Origin of the sequence: Kitasatospora sp. NPDC101183 (assembly GCF_044767945.1) — a bacterium.
In the GTDB taxonomy this organism is placed as follows: Bacteria; Actinomycetota; Actinomycetes; order Streptomycetales; family Streptomycetaceae; genus Kitasatospora.
On record NZ_JBIWOW010000002.1, the window covers coordinates 353,548 to 366,761 of the forward strand.

Here is a 13,214-nt window from a genome sequence, read left to right on the forward strand (position 1 = left end):
ACTGTAACGCATGGCACCAGAGACGCAAGCAGGACCTGGCGGCGCCGCGCTGCCGCTCCCCCCGATGAAGTGGAACGCCTGGGGCGACCCGGCGCAGGCCAAGGAGCTGTCCGCCGAGGTCAAGGGGCTGCTCGCCGCCGCCCTCGGTGTCACCGGCGACGCCGCCCCCGGCCCCGAGGCCGACGAGGCCGTCCTCACCCCCTCCCGGATCGACGCCGAGGACCTCGAAGCGCTCGCCCGGGCCGTCGGCAAGGAGCACGTCAGCGCCGCCGACGCCGACCGCCTGCCCCGCGCCGGCGGCAAGTCCACCCCCGACCTGCTGCGCCGCCGCGCCCGCGCCGCCCAGGACGCGCCCGACGCCGTCGCGCTGCCCGGCAGCGAGGAGGAGATCGCCGCCGTCCTCGCCCTGTGCGCCGAACGCCGCATCGCCGTCGTCCCCTTCGGCGGCGGCACCAGCGTCGTCGGCGGCCTCGACCCCGAGCGCGGCGGCCTCCGGGCCGTCCTCTCCCTCGACCTGCGCCGCCTCGACCGGCTGCACAGCCTCGACGAGACCTCCGGCGAGGCCGTCCTCGGCGCCGGCCTCACCGGCCCGGCGGCGGAGGCGCTGCTCGCCGAACGCGGCTGGGAGCTCGGCCACTACCCGCAGAGCTTCCGCTACGCCACCATCGGCGGATTCGCCGCCACCCGCTCCTCCGGCCAGGACTCCGCCGGGTACGGGCGCTTCGACGAGATGGTGCGCGGCCTGCGCGTCGTCACCCCCGTCGGCGTCCTCGACCTCGGCCGCGCCCCCGCCTCCGCCGCCGGCCCCGACCTGCGCCAGCTCTTCCTCGGCTCCGAAGGCACCCTCGGCGTCATCACCGCCGTACGCCTGCGCGTCCACCCGCTGCCCGCCGTCAAGGCGTACGAGGCGTGGAGCTTCCCCGACTTCACCACCGGGACGGACGCGCTGCGCGCCGTCGAGCAGCAGGGCACCGGGCCGACCGTCATCCGGCTCTCCGACGAGGCCGAGACCATGGTCAACCTCGCCATGACCGAGAAGATCGGCGGCACCCCCGCCGTCAGCGGCTGCCTCGCCGTCACCGTCTTCGAAGGCACCGCCGAACAGGTCGCGGCCCGCTCCGAACTCACCCGTGCGGTGCTCCTCGCCGCCGGCGGCACCTCCCTCGGCGAGGCCCCGGCCCGCGCCTGGGAACACGGACGCTTCAACGCCCCGTACCTGCGCGACTCCCTGCTCGACGCGGGCGCGCTCTGCGAGACCCTGGAGACGGCCGCCAACTGGAGCGGGCTCGCGGGCCTGCGCTTCGCCGTCACGGCCGCCCTCACCGAGGCCCTGCCCGGCGCGCTCGTGCTCTGCCACGTCTCGCACGTCTACCCGACCGGCGCCTCCCTCTACTTCACCGTCGTCGCCGCCCTCGGCGAGGAGCCGCTGGAGCGGTGGGCCGCCGCCAAGCGGGCCGCCTGCGACGCGATCGTGCGCTCCGGCGGCACCATCAGCCACCACCACGCCGTCGGCGCCGACCACCGGCCCTGGATGACCGACGAGATCGGCGACCTCGGCGTGCGCGTCCTGCGCGCCGTCAAGGCCGAACTCGACCCGGCGGGCATCCTCAACCCGGGCAAGCTGATCCCGTGACGGGACCTGCCCAACGGGTGGCCGTCCTCACCAACCCGGCGGCCGGGGCCGGCCACGCCGGCCCCGCCGCCGAGCGGGCCGCCGCCCGGCTGCGGGCCCTCGGCCTCCAGGTCGACGCGCACGCCGGACGCGACGCGGCGGACGCCGGGCGGCTCGTCCGCGAAGCCGTGGCGGGCGGGGTCGACGCCGTCGCCGTCGTCGGCGGGGACGGCATGATCAACCTCGCCGTCCAGGAACTCGCCGGCACCGCCGTCCCCCTCGGCGTCATACCGGCGGGCACCGGCAACGACCACGCCCGCGAGTACGGCCTGCCCCTCGGCTCCCCCGAGGCCGCCGCCGACGTCGTCGCGGCCGGCCGCACGCGCACCGTCGACCTCGGCAGCATCACCGGCCCCGACGGCGCCGTGCGCTACTTCGGCTCGGTGCTCGCCACCGGGTTCGACTCCCTCGTCAGCGACCGCACCAACCGCCTGCGCTGGCCGCGCGGCCGGATGCGCTACAACCTCGCCATCCTCATCGAGTTCGCCAACCTGCGCCCCCTCCCCTTCCGCCTCACCCTCGCCGACGGCACCGTCATCGACCGCGACCTCACCCTCGCCGCCGTCGGCAACACCCGCAGCTACGGCGGCGGCATGCTCATGTGCCCGGGCGCCCTCCCCGACGACGGCCTCCTCGACCTCACCCTCGTCGCCGCCATGCCCCGCCTCCGCATCGCCCGCTTCTTCCCCACCCTCTTCAAGGGCACCCACATCCACCACCCCGAGGTCACCACGCTGCGCACCCCGTCCCTGCGCATCGAGTCCCCCGGCATCACCGCCTACGCGGACGGCGAGTTCATCGCCGCCCTCCCGGTGGAGGTGAAGGTCGAACGGCAGGCCCTGAGGCTCCTGGTGCCGTGAACGCAGGCAGACCGACGGACCACCGGTGTACGGTCCCGGCATGGCCGATGTGACGATCAAGGTCCCCCGCGAGACGCACGACCGGCTGGCCGCCCTCGCGGCGGCCGCCGGCACCACGATCGGCGCCCAGGTGGCCCTGCCGGCGGCGGCGTACCCCACCGCCGAGCAGATCACGAAACGCGTCGCCGAGGGCCGCCGCCTGCTGCGGGAGCACTGCGGGATGACCCTCACCGACACGGAGCTGGACGAGGGCCCCGACCTGCTGCAGCGCGTCTACGCCATCGCCGCAACGGATGCCCGCGCCAGGCTCACTCCGAGGCACAGCATGTGATCGCCCGGAACTGCTGTGCCGACCGCTAGAGATGCGCCCTGAACTGGCGGGCGGGGTGGCCCGGTTCGGCGGCTGTCGCGGCGGGTTGGGGCTCCGTGAGCCGCTCGCGCTCAGGGTTCTACAGCTCCAGGCCGCAGGGCGGGGTGCCGTCGCTCACGAGTTCTCCGAATCCTCCGAGCCGTTCAGGTCCTCGGGGGTGAGGCGGCGCCAGGCGACCTCGTCGTGCCAGGCGGGCTCGCCGGAGATCCAGCCCCAGAGCAGTTCCTCCGCCCGCTCGCGGGACTGGAGGTCCACCGCCCGGTAGTGCCGGTCGGCGGAGCCCTCGCGGTACTCGACCTGCCAGTCCTCCGGGCCGTGCTGGTACGCCTGGGCGTAGTCCTCGTCGGCGCGGCTGACCACCAGGAAGTCCCGCCCGGGCACCTCCAACTGCTGCATCGCCCGGACGAGGTCGGGGCGGCCCTCGGCGGGGACGGGGGCGAGGCCGTCCACCTCGACCTGGTACGTCTTCGTCATGCCGGTCACCCTTGCACACGGCACTGACAATCAGCCGACCAGCGAGCGGACGTCCCCCGTGGTGGAGACGGCGGTCGGGCGGCCCGAGGCCGCGTCCACCTGGTAGACCTTCGCCCCGGTGTCGGAGGTGACGGTGATCTGCCCGGGGCCCGTCCACCGGGCGGAGCCGAACGCCCCGTCGGTCGGGAACCGCTCGCGCATGTCGACGATCGTCCAGTGGCGGGCCGTCCAGCCGCCGCCGGTCTCCAGCCGAACCGTCCACTGCTGCGACTCCGTCTCCCCGGTGCCCTCGTCGTGGACGACCACGAGCACATGGTCGGCGCGTTCGGGCGAGCTCGTCCGCGTCTCCGTCGCCGGGAGGAAGCCGCCCAGCCCCAGGGCCGACACCCCGGCCGCCGCCAGCGCCACGCACCCGGCGAAGCCCCCGACCAGCCCCGCCCCCAGGCCGATCGCACCGGCGCGGCCCCGCACGAGCGAGCCGACCAGCAGCAGCACCCCGGCCAGCCCGACCATCAGCAGCGGCCGGTTCAGCGCCTCCGCGACCGCCCCGTGCCCGCCGAACCGGCCCTCCCACCGGCCGAGCACACACAGTGCCAACGGCACCAGCGCCCCGCCCGCCAGGACCGCGCCCACCACGCGTCGTCTCGCCATCCTCAACCCCCTTCGCGTACAGCCTAGTCGGCCGACCGGATTCCCCCGCCGGGGGGAGGCGGTCGGCACCCGGGGCGGACGCAGAGGCCCGGGGCGCCGAGCAGCATCGGGAGTGTGAACACGAACGACGACGAAGCCTCCCCCCGCATCCGCCGGATCGCCTACGCGGGGCATGGGCCCGTACGGCCTCGCCCTCGCGGCCGCCGCCCGGTCCTACCAGCGGCGCACGCGCGGGAACGCGGTCACACCCCCGGCGTCGCGGTGATCCGCCCGTCCGCGACGGCGGCCGTCAGCTGGGCGTGGTCCGTCGCCGTCCGGTCGGCGTAGTGGACGGCGAAGTCCGCGATCGCCTCCGCGAAGACGTCCGAGCCGCCGAGGTACCCGGCGATGGCGAGGCGGTCGCCGGTGCGGGCGTGGGCGCGGGCGAGGGTGCGCCCGCAGAGGTCGGCGTAGGCGCGCAGGGCGGCGGGGGTCATGGCGGCGACGTCGGCGGAGCCCTTCATGTCGCGCAGTTGGCGGCCGTAGTAGTGGCGTCCCTCGGGGCCGGTGGTCCAGCCGAGGAAGATGTCGCTGCTCGCCTGCATCAGGTGCTGGCCGGTGACGACGCGGCGCCCGCCATGGTGGGCGGCGACCTCGGCGTCCACCCGGGTGGGCGGCAGGTGGTCCTCCAGGACGGAGCGGCCGGCCTCCTTGAGCTGGAGGAACAGCGGGTCGTCCGCGTCCCGGCCCTCCAGCAGGACGATGTAGCAGCGGGTGCCGACGCTGCCGACGCCGACGACCTTCGTGGCGGCGTCGACGAAGCGGTAGCGGTCGAGCAGGACCCGGCGGTCCTCGGCGAGGGTGGCCCGGTAGTCGCTGAACACCTTGCCGACGGCCCGCAGTTCGGTCTTCTTCAGCGGTTCGATCAGCGGCGGCGAGCTGACGATGCGCCTCTGCCCGTCCCGCTCCTCGGTGAGCTTGCCGAAGGCCTGGAGGCTGGTGCGGCGCCGGGCGCGGGCGAGGTCGGACTCGACGCGCTTGCGCTGCTTGGGCTTGCGCAGGAGGGCGAGCAGGTCGGCGGTGTCCACCCGGGTGTACCAGACGTCGAGTTCGCCCCGGCCGGCGAGGCGGCGCACGGCGGTGGCGTAGCCCTGGGCGGCGGTGAGGGCGGCGCGGCGGGGGCGGTCGCCGTCCTGGCCGTTGTCACGGGCGGCGACGGCGAGGCTGGCGGCGAGGCGCTTGAGGTCCCATTCGAAGGGGCCGGGGTAGGTCTCGTCGAAGTCGTTGACGTCGAAGAGCAGCGCCCGCTCCGGCGAGGCGAAGACGCCGAAGTTCAACAGGTGGGCGTCGCCACAGAGTTGGACGGTGATCCCGGTGTCGGGGACGGCGGCGAGGTCGGCGGCCATGACGGCGGCGGCGCCGCGCAGGTACGTGAACGGGGTGTCGGCCATCCGCCCGTAGCGGATCGGCAGCAGCCGGGCGACCCTGTCCTCGCCCTGGCGGACCAGCACCTCCAGCGGGTCGGGCCGGTCGGCGGCGGGGATCCACCGCCCGTGCTCGGAGCGGGAGATCCGCTCGCGGGCGGCGCGGCCCTGGCGGCGGCGTTCGGCGGGGGTGGTCATGGCGCGGCTCCCAGCGGGTCCCGACAGTACGGCCTCCCGCAGAGGCTAGGACAGGACGGCCGGAGGGCGCAGCGCCCGCCCTCCGGCGCTACGCCGTCCGAATGACGGGACGTGTCCTACTGAACGGTGAAGTCGGCCATCATCGCCATGTCCTCGTGCTCCAGGTTGTGGCAGTGCAGCATGTACGTCCCCGCGTAGTCGGTGAAGCGCACCAGCACCTCCGCCGTCTCGGCCGGGCGCAGGTCGACGGTGTCCTTCCATCCGGCGTCGTACGGGCCGGGCTCCTTGCCGTTGCGGCCGTACACCTGGAACTGGTCGAGGTGGACGTGCACGGGGTGGTGCAGGTCGGTGGAGAAGCGCCACAGCTCGGTGGCGCCGAGGGCGGGGGCGGCGAGGTCGCGGCCGGGCTCGTACGGGTCCCCGTTGATCGTCCAGCCGTCGCCGCGGCTGCGACGGAAGGCGAAGTCGCGGGTGACGGTGACGGCGTTCGGGTCCAGCGGCGGGACGGCGGAGAGGGTGTCGGGCACCCGGGCGTCGTCGGCGACGGCGCGGGAGGTGACGTCGAAGCGCATCACCTCGGCCGTGCGGCCGCTGCCGAATCGGTTCAGCAGGCGGACCCGGGTGCCGGGGGCGTAGCGGGAGAAGTCGACGACCACGTCGAAGCGTTCGGCGGGGGCGATCTCGATCGCGTCGTGGGCGAGCGGCGCGGCGAGCAGGCCGCCGTCCGAGCCGATCTGGACGAGGGCGTCGCCGCCGGAGGGCTGCGGGTCGAGTTCCAGGCGGTAGAGGCGGGTGTTGGAGGCGTTGAGCAGGCGCAGCCGGTAGTGGGCGCGGTCGACGTCCAGGCGGGGCCAGGGGGCGCCGTTGACGAGGATCACGTCGCCGAGCAGGCCGTTGGCGTAGTCGCTGGTGACGCCGGGCCGGGAGGGGTCGACGGCCGGGTAGTGGAAGGAGCCGTCCTCGGCGAAGGAGCGGTCGGCGAGCATCAGCGGCAGGTCGCGGTCCCCGTGCGGCAGGGGCAGGGCGGCCTCCTCCTCGTCGCGCAGGAGGTGGAAGCCGGCCAGGCCGCGCCAGACGGCGGGGCCGGTGAAGCCCATGCGGTGGTCGTGGTACCAGAGGGTGGCGGCGCGCTGGAGGCCCGGGTAGGTGTGGACGCGCTCGCCGGTGACGGTCCGTCCTCCCGACATGCCCGACATGCCCTCCATGCCCGCCATCGCGTGGTCGGTGGAGCCGACGGGCAGCAGCAGGTCCGTCGGGTAGCCGTCGCTGTCGGCCGGGGTGTGCCCGCCGTGGAGGTGGACGACGGTCGGCACGGGCAGTTCGTTGCGGTGCCTGACCACGACGGCCCGCCCGGTGCGGGCGGCGACGGTCGGCCCGGGGAAGGTGCCGCCGTACGTCCACGCCTCGGTGGTCACCCCGGGCAGGATCTCCAGCTTCGCGACCTGCTGGGTGATCTCGTAGTGGTCGGCGGCCCCGTCGGAGAGCACCGGGGTGAGGACCCTCGGCACGGGCAGCGGCACCTGGAAGGCGTCCGGCAGAGGCAGGTCGCTGGTGAGCAGCCGGCCGGGGCGGCCCTCGGCGAGCAGCAGCGCGGCGGAGGGGACGGCGACGGCGGCCAGCGCGCCGGCGCCGAGGACGGAGGCGCCGAGGCCCAGGAAGCGGCGCCGGTTCACCGGGCCACCTCCACCGGGCCGCCCGGGCGCGGCAGCATGCCGGGGCCCTCGGCGTCGGCGGGGAGCCGGGCCTCGGGGACGGGCAGCGGCAGCCGCCAGACGCCGACCAGGGCGAACAGGACGCCGGAGACGGTCAGCACCCCGAGGACGACGTGCAGGCCGACCGCCCGCTCCTGGCCCGAGACGATCTGGCCGACGACGGCGCCGACGAGCCCGGCGGTGCCCCACAGCGGCCACTGCGGGCCCCGGCCGGGCCAGCGCAGGAGCACGGCGGAGAGCAGCTGCACCAGCAGGGCGGTGGCCAGGACCGTCGCGGTGTCCGCGTGGGCCCTGAGGGCGTCGTAGGTGCCGTTGAGGAAGCTGCCGGCCAGCACGACCTGGAGCAGCGCCAGGAGCGTGACCGTGGTGGTGGTGACGCGCAGCAGGATCAGCGGCCAGCGGGGCGCGGCGGGCGCGGGGGGACTGCTCATGTCGCTCTGGTCTCCAGCTCTTGCGCGGCGGCGGCGCTCGCGCGTCCACGCCGCCCGGATGGTCGGGGAGGCGGCGTGAGCGTAGCTGACTTGGCGTCATAGTCCGTCATTCGGCGGTGTGTTCGGGTCGGCGCCGGGCCCCTGTGGCGGGGTCCGGCGCCGAGATTTTCGCCCGTTCGGAGCAGTTCGGAGGAGTCCGGAGCAGTCCGGAGCAGTTCGGAGCAGTGTTGGAGCGGTTCGGAGCAGTGTCAGGGCGATGCCCCGTCACGCGCTCCCGACGGCCGACACCGGGTTGCGCCGCATCAGCGCCCGGACGGGCAGCGCGGTGGCGGCCAGGCAGAGCATCAGGGCCCCGCCGGGCACCCCTGTCGCCAGCAGCGGCGGGATGTACGGGGCGGTGCCGGTGATCGCCCGGGCGACGGGCACCAGGGTGGCCCAGGCGATGGCGGCGCCGAGCGCCACACCGGCGGCGGCGACGAGCAGCGCCTCCCAGCGCACCATGCCGCGCACCTGGCGCCGGGTGGTGCCGGCCAGGCGCAGCAGGGCGACCTCGCGGCGGCGGTCCAGGACGGTCATCACCAGGGTGTTGGCGGCGCTGACGGCGGCGAACCCGCCGAGGACGGCGGCCATCACGGTGTTGGCCCAGCTGTTGATCCCCTGGTCGCGGTCGGCCTGGGCGGCGTACCCGGCCCGGTCGGTGACCGCCCCCGCCCCGAGGCCGCCGAGCGCGGCGGCCACCGCCGTCCGGTCCGCGCCGGGGGCGTCGGCGACGAGCACGCGGCCGTCGTAGGCGGCGGTGACGTGGGTGGCGACGGCGGCGCGGGGCAGCAGGGCCTTGCCGAGGCCGAGGCCGCGCCCGTAGGTGGCGACGAGGGTCGGCTTCACGGCGGTGCCGTCGCCGAGCCAGAGGGGGAGGCGGTCGCCGACCCGGACGCCGAGGGTGTCGGCGAGCATCGCGTCCAGGGCGAGGGTGTCGGTGGAGCGGCCGAGGTCGGCGAGGGAGCCGCTGCGCACGTCCAGGTCGAGGACGCGGGGCAGGCGGGCCGGGTCGCCGTCGACGGCGAGGGCGTCGGCGCTGGAGAGGCTGCCGTTGTGCTCGTAGACCAGGCCGGTGGAGAGCAGGCCGACGGCGGCGTCCACACCGGGCAGGCGGGCGGCCCGGTCGGCGGTGCCGGCGGGCAGGCCGGGGCCGGCGGCGGTGACCACGTGGTCGGCGGTCACTCCGGCCCGGACGTTGTCGTCGGCGGTGTGGCGCTGGGTGCTCTGGATCGCCAGCAGGGTGCCGCAGAAGGCGGTGACCAGGACGATCGGGGTGACCGCGGAGGCCAGGCGGCGGGCGTTGGCGCGGGTGTTGTCGGCGGCCAGCGAGCTGGGGGCCCCGAAGGCGCGCAGCGGGGCGCCGAGGACGGCGACGAGGACCCTGGCCACCCACGGGCCGAGGAGGCCGACGGCCGTCATCAGGCACATGACCACGCCGAAGGCGGAGGTGCCGGCCTGCTCGCCGCTCATCTGCGAGGCGACGATCGCGAGCACCACGCCGCCGACGCCGAACAGCAGGCCGAAGGCGGCGCGGACCTTGCCGGCGCCGGCGGGCTCGACGGCGGCCTCGCCGAGGGCCTGGCCGGGGCGCAGCCGGGAGGGGCGCCGCGAGGCCAGGTAGCCGGCGGCGAGGGCGGCGAGGGTGCAGGCGGCGACGGCGACGAGGACGGGCAGCGGGCCGACGCTGAGCCGGACTCCCTGCGGGACGGCGCCGCGCTCGACCAGCTGGTCGAACCACCAGTGGGCCAGGGCGAGGCCGGGCAGGGCGCCGAGCAGCGCGGCGGCGGGGGCCAGCAGGGCGGCCTCGGTGGCGATGGTGCGCCGGATCTGGCGCGGGGTGGCGCCGACGGCGCGCAGCAGGGCGAACTCGCGGGCGCGCTGGCCGGTGGCGAGGGCGACGGTGCTGACGACGACGAAGATCGCGGTCATGGTGGCGTTGCCGCCGAAGGAGCCGCCGATGGCCGTCAGCAGGACGCGGGCCTGGCCGAGGCCGGGGTGCTCGACGCCTCCCCGGCCGTCGCCGGTGTACGTGTGGGCGTCGGCGCCGACGGCGCGGCGGACCTCGGCGGCGAGGGCGGCGTCGGTGGTGCCGGGGCGGGGCTGGACGGCGACGGCGTCGATGCGGCCGGGGTGGCCGGAGAGGCGGTCGGCCGTGGTGTCGGCGAACCAGGCGGTGGGGCCGGCCTGCTGGGCGGCGGCGAGCCCGGCCAGGCGGTAGCTCGCGGTGCCGCCGGGCGCCGTCAGGGTGAGGCTCGCGCCGGGCGCGAGGTGGGCGGCGCGCGCCGTGTCGGCGTCGAGGACCACCTCGTTCGCGCCGGGCGCGCGGCCTTCGAGGAGGGTGTCCTGGGGGCCGGCGATGCCGAGGGCGGCGAAGGCGCGGCCGGTGAGGGCGGGGAGGCCACCGGCGGTGTTCCCGGCGTTCCCGGCCGGCATCGGGAAGGCCGAGTCCGGGCGGGCGGAGGCGACCCCCGGCAGGGCGGCGATCCTCGCCGTCAGGGCCGCGTCGATCCGGACCCGCTCGGGGGCGGGCTTCTCCTGGACGTGTTCGCTGTGGCCCTTGGTGACCTCCATCGAGACGTTCTGGTCGGCGGCGACCACCACCGGGCTGCTCGCGTACCGCACGGGGTGCAGGCCCGCCGTCACGCCGGTCTGGAGCAGGGTGCCGCAGGCCGTCACCACAGCCGCGCCGAACAGCAGCGCGACCAGGGTGCCGACGAAGGAGGCGGGCCGGAAGCGCACCGAGGCGCGGGCCAGTCCGTTGCTCATGCCGCCGCCCCCGCCTTCGCGGCCGGGCGGACGGTCAGGGCGAGCATCCGGTCCGCGACCGCCTGCGGGCTGGGGTGCGGCAGGTCGTCGACGAAGGCGCCGCCCGCGAGGAAGAGCACCCGGTCGGCGAAGGAGGCGGCCATCGGGTCGTGGGTGACCATGACGACGGTGGCCCCCAGCCCGTCCACCGCCCGGCGCAGCAGCCCGAGCACCTCGTGCGCGGTGGCCGTGTCCAGGGCGCCGGTCGGCTCGTCGGCGAAGACCACGTCCGGCTCGGTGATCAGCGCCCGGGCGATCGCCACCCGCTGCTGCTGCCCGCCGGAGAGCTGGCCGGGCCGGCGCCGGGCGTGCTCGCCGAGGCCGACGCGGGCGAGCAACTCCCGTGCCCGGGCGCGGTCCTGGCGCTCACCGGCGAGGCGCTGCGGCAGCAGCACGTTCTGCTCGACGGTCAGCGAGGGCAGCAGGTTGAAGGACTGGAAGACGAAGCCGATCCGGCTGCGGCGCAGCCGGGTGAGGTCGTTCTCGCTCAAGCCGCTGATCTCCCGGCCGCCGAGGAGGATCTGCCCGCCGTCGGGCCGGTCCAGGCCGGCGGCGCACTGGAGGAAGGTGGACTTGCCGGAGCCGGAGGGGCCCATCACGGCGGTGAAGCTGCCGCGCTCCAGCGCGAGGTCGAGGCCGCGCAGGGCGTGCACCGTCTCGCCGCCGCGCCCGTAGCTGCGGCGCACCCCGCGCAGTTCGACGGCGGGCGGCGCGGGCCGGTCGATGAGGTGCGGCACGGGCGGGTGCGCGTCGGCGGTCGGGCGGTCGTGGCGGCGTGCCATGGAGGGGGCCTTCCTTCGGGATCGTCGCTGGTCGTCGACGGGTTCCAGGCTAGGAAGGCCGTGGGCGCACCACCATGGAGGCGCCTGGCGGGTCAGGGGTGGGGTTAACCCCCTATACGGTCTCGGGTTCCACCGACCGGTAGGCGGCCCGCAGTTCGGCGAGCACCGGGTGGGCGGGGTCGAAGACGGCGTCGTCGACGGCCGCGACCGGGCGCAGGCCGACGCCCGCGTTCACGGCGAACGCCCCGTCGAACTCCGCGAGTTCGCCGCGGTGCACCAGCCGGTGGGACTGCGGCCCCTCGTACGCGCCCCCGAGCAGGGCGGCGGTGACGCCGGGCAGCACCGGGCCCTGCGGCCAGACCAGCTTGCGGCCGGCCAGCAGGCCGAGGTTCCAGGTGGCGCCCTCCGTCACCCGGCCCTCCTCGTCGGTGAGCACCACGTCGTCGTATCCGGCGAGTTGGGCCTGCCGCCGGTGGTGCACCAGGCCGAACAGGCCGACGTGCTTCACCTCGGGCAGCTCGCGCCGGTACACCGCCGTCCGCGCCCGCAGCGGTGCGGGCCCGGCGGCGGGAGCCGGGCGGGTGGTGACCAGCAGGGCGGGGGCGGCGGCGGCCGAGGGGCGCTCCAGGCCGAGCCCGGGGTCGTACACGGTGACCCGGACGATCACGGGCGCGCCGCCCGCCGGGAGCACCGCGCGGACGCGCTCGCGCACCGCCTCCCCGTCCAGCTCGGCGGCGAAGAGCGCACGGCAGTCGCGGACGAGCCGCTCCAGGTGCAGTGACAGGCCCCGGACGCGGCCGGCCTCGACGCGCATCGTGGTGAAGTGCCCGTAGTTCAGCAGCCCCAGGGCGGCCAGGCGCGCCGGGTCGGCGGGCGCGCCGTCGATCTCGATCTCAGCCATCCCCCGAGTCTGCCAGCTGCGGCCTGCGGCCGTGCGCCTCCAGCTGCTCGATCCGGTACGCCAGGCCCTCCGGCTCGCCGCCGTCCGCCCAGCGCCAGGCCTCCGCCCACCACTGCGGCCCGCGCACCAACGGCCGTCCGGCCAGGGCGAGATGGACGGCCAGGGTCGAGCGGGCGTACTCGTGCACCCAGCCGTCCGTGCCCCGGTAGTGGGCCGTCTCGTCCAGCCGCAGCCTGTCGCCCTCGCACCCGGCGGCCAGTATCGGCACCCACCCGCCGCGCGGGTCGGCGACCATCAGGAGCAGCCGCCCGTCCTCCTCGCGCACCCGGTAGGGCGGCAGCTGGGGCATCCGGGCCAGTTCGACGGCGCCGCGCCAGCCCACCACCCAGAGGCCGCGCCGCAGGTAGTAGCGCACGGCGGGCCGCCAGGACCAGTGCGCCTCCAGCCGGTAGCCGGGCAGGCCCTGGGCGGCGGCGGCCTCGTACACCGCGTCCAGCGCACCGGAGGCCAGGCCCCGGCCGCGCGCCCGCGGCCGTACGTACAGGGAGGAGACGGCGAGTTGGCCGGGGCCCTTGGTCCAGTTGTCCACGGCGACGGTGCCCGCGACGGCGCCGTCCGCGTCGAGCACCCAGTAGCGGCGGCGGTACAGCTCGCCGCCGGGCCACTCCCGGCCGCTCTCGCCCAGGCGCTCCCGCCAGGTGCGCTCGGCCCCGGGCGTCAGCGCGTCCGGGTCCACCAGCTCGCCGAGGCCGCCCTCCACCAGGGACGCCAAGTCCCAGAGGGCGAACCGCCGTTCCTCACCCTCGACGGCCGCCCGCAGCCGCGGCCCCGCCGCCAGCCCGTCCTGCGCCCGCTCCACCGCCGCGTCCCACGACCTCACCACGGCGACCACTCTAGTGGGATTGCGCGCACGAAC

The 13,214-nt window shown here is 76.1% G+C and carries 12 protein-coding genes; 3 read left to right on the forward strand and 9 right to left on the reverse strand.

Annotated features, from left to right (window positions below; all coding sequences use genetic code 11):
* Positions 1–10: 10 nt before the first annotated feature.
* Genes ACIRRS_RS03825 through ACIRRS_RS03835 form a run of 3 tightly spaced genes read left to right on the forward strand, consistent with a single transcriptional unit; the run spans position 11 to position 2,863 of the window.
* Positions 11–1,633, forward strand: coding sequence for an FAD-binding oxidoreductase (locus tag ACIRRS_RS03825; protein ID WP_402964512.1), 1,623 nt, complete (start codon positions 11–13; stop codon positions 1,631–1,633).
* Positions 1,630–2,532: a diacylglycerol kinase gene (locus tag ACIRRS_RS03830; protein ID WP_402964515.1), complete on the forward strand. Its 903-nt coding sequence runs from the start codon at positions 1,630–1,632 to the stop codon at positions 2,530–2,532. The genes ACIRRS_RS03825 and ACIRRS_RS03830 overlap by 4 nt, the downstream gene beginning before the upstream one ends.
* Before the next feature lie 40 nt (positions 2,533–2,572).
* Complete coding sequence (locus ACIRRS_RS03835; protein WP_402964518.1) at positions 2,573–2,863, forward strand: hypothetical protein; 291 nt, start codon at positions 2,573–2,575, stop codon at positions 2,861–2,863.
* A gap of 153 nt (positions 2,864–3,016) precedes the next feature.
* Here the strand turns inward: ACIRRS_RS03835 and ACIRRS_RS03840 are convergent, their stop codons facing one another.
* From ACIRRS_RS03840 to ACIRRS_RS03880, 9 genes are all read right to left on the reverse strand, one after another.
* Positions 3,017–3,376: a hypothetical protein gene (locus ACIRRS_RS03840; protein WP_402964521.1), complete on the reverse strand. Its 360-nt coding sequence runs from the start codon at positions 3,374–3,376 to the stop codon at positions 3,017–3,019.
* 30 nt (positions 3,377–3,406) lie between these two features.
* Positions 3,407–4,027 carry a hypothetical protein gene (locus ACIRRS_RS03845; RefSeq protein ID WP_402964524.1) on the reverse strand — a complete coding sequence of 207 codons (621 nt, stop codon included), beginning with the start codon at positions 4,025–4,027 and terminating at the stop codon, positions 3,407–3,409.
* A gap of 242 nt (positions 4,028–4,269) precedes the next feature.
* Positions 4,270–5,628 (reverse strand): DUF2252 domain-containing protein, encoded by a 1,359-nt coding sequence (locus tag ACIRRS_RS03850; protein ID WP_402964527.1) that lies wholly within the window; start codon positions 5,626–5,628, stop codon positions 4,270–4,272.
* 116 nt (positions 5,629–5,744) lie between these two features.
* Positions 5,745–7,301, reverse strand: a complete 1,557-nt coding sequence (locus ACIRRS_RS03855) for a multicopper oxidase family protein (protein ID WP_402964530.1) — start codon at positions 7,299–7,301, stop codon at positions 5,745–5,747.
* Positions 7,298–7,771, reverse strand: coding sequence for a hypothetical protein (locus ACIRRS_RS03860; RefSeq protein ID WP_402964533.1), 474 nt, complete (start codon positions 7,769–7,771; stop codon positions 7,298–7,300). Before ACIRRS_RS03860 ends, ACIRRS_RS03855 begins: the two co-directional genes overlap by 4 nt.
* 264 nt (positions 7,772–8,035) lie before the next feature.
* The gene (locus ACIRRS_RS03865; protein ID WP_402964536.1) at positions 8,036–10,576 is read right to left on the reverse strand and encodes an ABC transporter permease; all 2,541 of its coding nucleotides are present in this window, start codon (positions 10,574–10,576) and stop codon (positions 8,036–8,038) included.
* On the reverse strand, positions 10,573–11,397 hold the full coding sequence (locus ACIRRS_RS03870; protein WP_402964539.1) for an ABC transporter ATP-binding protein: 825 nt from the start codon (positions 11,395–11,397) through the stop codon (positions 10,573–10,575). The genes ACIRRS_RS03865 and ACIRRS_RS03870 overlap by 4 nt, the downstream gene beginning before the upstream one ends.
* Positions 11,398–11,509: 112 nt before the next feature.
* Positions 11,510–12,298, reverse strand: a complete 789-nt coding sequence (locus tag ACIRRS_RS03875) for an aminotransferase class IV (protein ID WP_402964542.1) — start codon at positions 12,296–12,298, stop codon at positions 11,510–11,512.
* Positions 12,291–13,181 (reverse strand): GNAT family N-acetyltransferase, encoded by an 891-nt coding sequence (locus ACIRRS_RS03880; protein ID WP_402964545.1) that lies wholly within the window; start codon positions 13,179–13,181, stop codon positions 12,291–12,293. The genes ACIRRS_RS03875 and ACIRRS_RS03880 overlap by 8 nt, the downstream gene beginning before the upstream one ends.
* Positions 13,182–13,214: the final 33 nt, after the last annotated feature.

Excerpts from the sequence above, each read along its gene's own strand:
- ACIRRS_RS03825 (WP_402964512.1), top strand. The coding sequence starts at position 11 with ATGGCACCAGAGACGCAAGCAGGACCTGGCGGCGCCGCGCTGCCGCTC.
- ACIRRS_RS03835 (WP_402964518.1), top strand. The coding sequence starts at position 2,573 with ATGGCCGATGTGACGATCAAGGTCCCCCGCGAGACGCACGACCGGCTG.
- ACIRRS_RS03840 (WP_402964521.1), bottom strand. The coding sequence starts at position 3,376 with ATGACGAAGACGTACCAGGTCGAGGTGGACGGCCTCGCCCCCGTCCCC.
- ACIRRS_RS03845 (WP_402964524.1), bottom strand. The coding sequence starts at position 4,027 with ATGGCGAGACGACGCGTGGTGGGCGCGGTCCTGGCGGGCGGGGCGCTG.
- ACIRRS_RS03850 (WP_402964527.1), bottom strand. The coding sequence starts at position 5,628 with ATGACCACCCCCGCCGAACGCCGCCGCCAGGGCCGCGCCGCCCGCGAG.
- ACIRRS_RS03860 (WP_402964533.1), bottom strand. The coding sequence starts at position 7,771 with ATGAGCAGTCCCCCCGCGCCCGCCGCGCCCCGCTGGCCGCTGATCCTG.
- ACIRRS_RS03865 (WP_402964536.1), bottom strand. The coding sequence starts at position 10,576 with ATGAGCAACGGACTGGCCCGCGCCTCGGTGCGCTTCCGGCCCGCCTCC.
- ACIRRS_RS03870 (WP_402964539.1), bottom strand. The coding sequence starts at position 11,397 with ATGGCACGCCGCCACGACCGCCCGACCGCCGACGCGCACCCGCCCGTG.
- ACIRRS_RS03875 (WP_402964542.1), bottom strand. The coding sequence starts at position 12,298 with ATGGCTGAGATCGAGATCGACGGCGCGCCCGCCGACCCGGCGCGCCTG.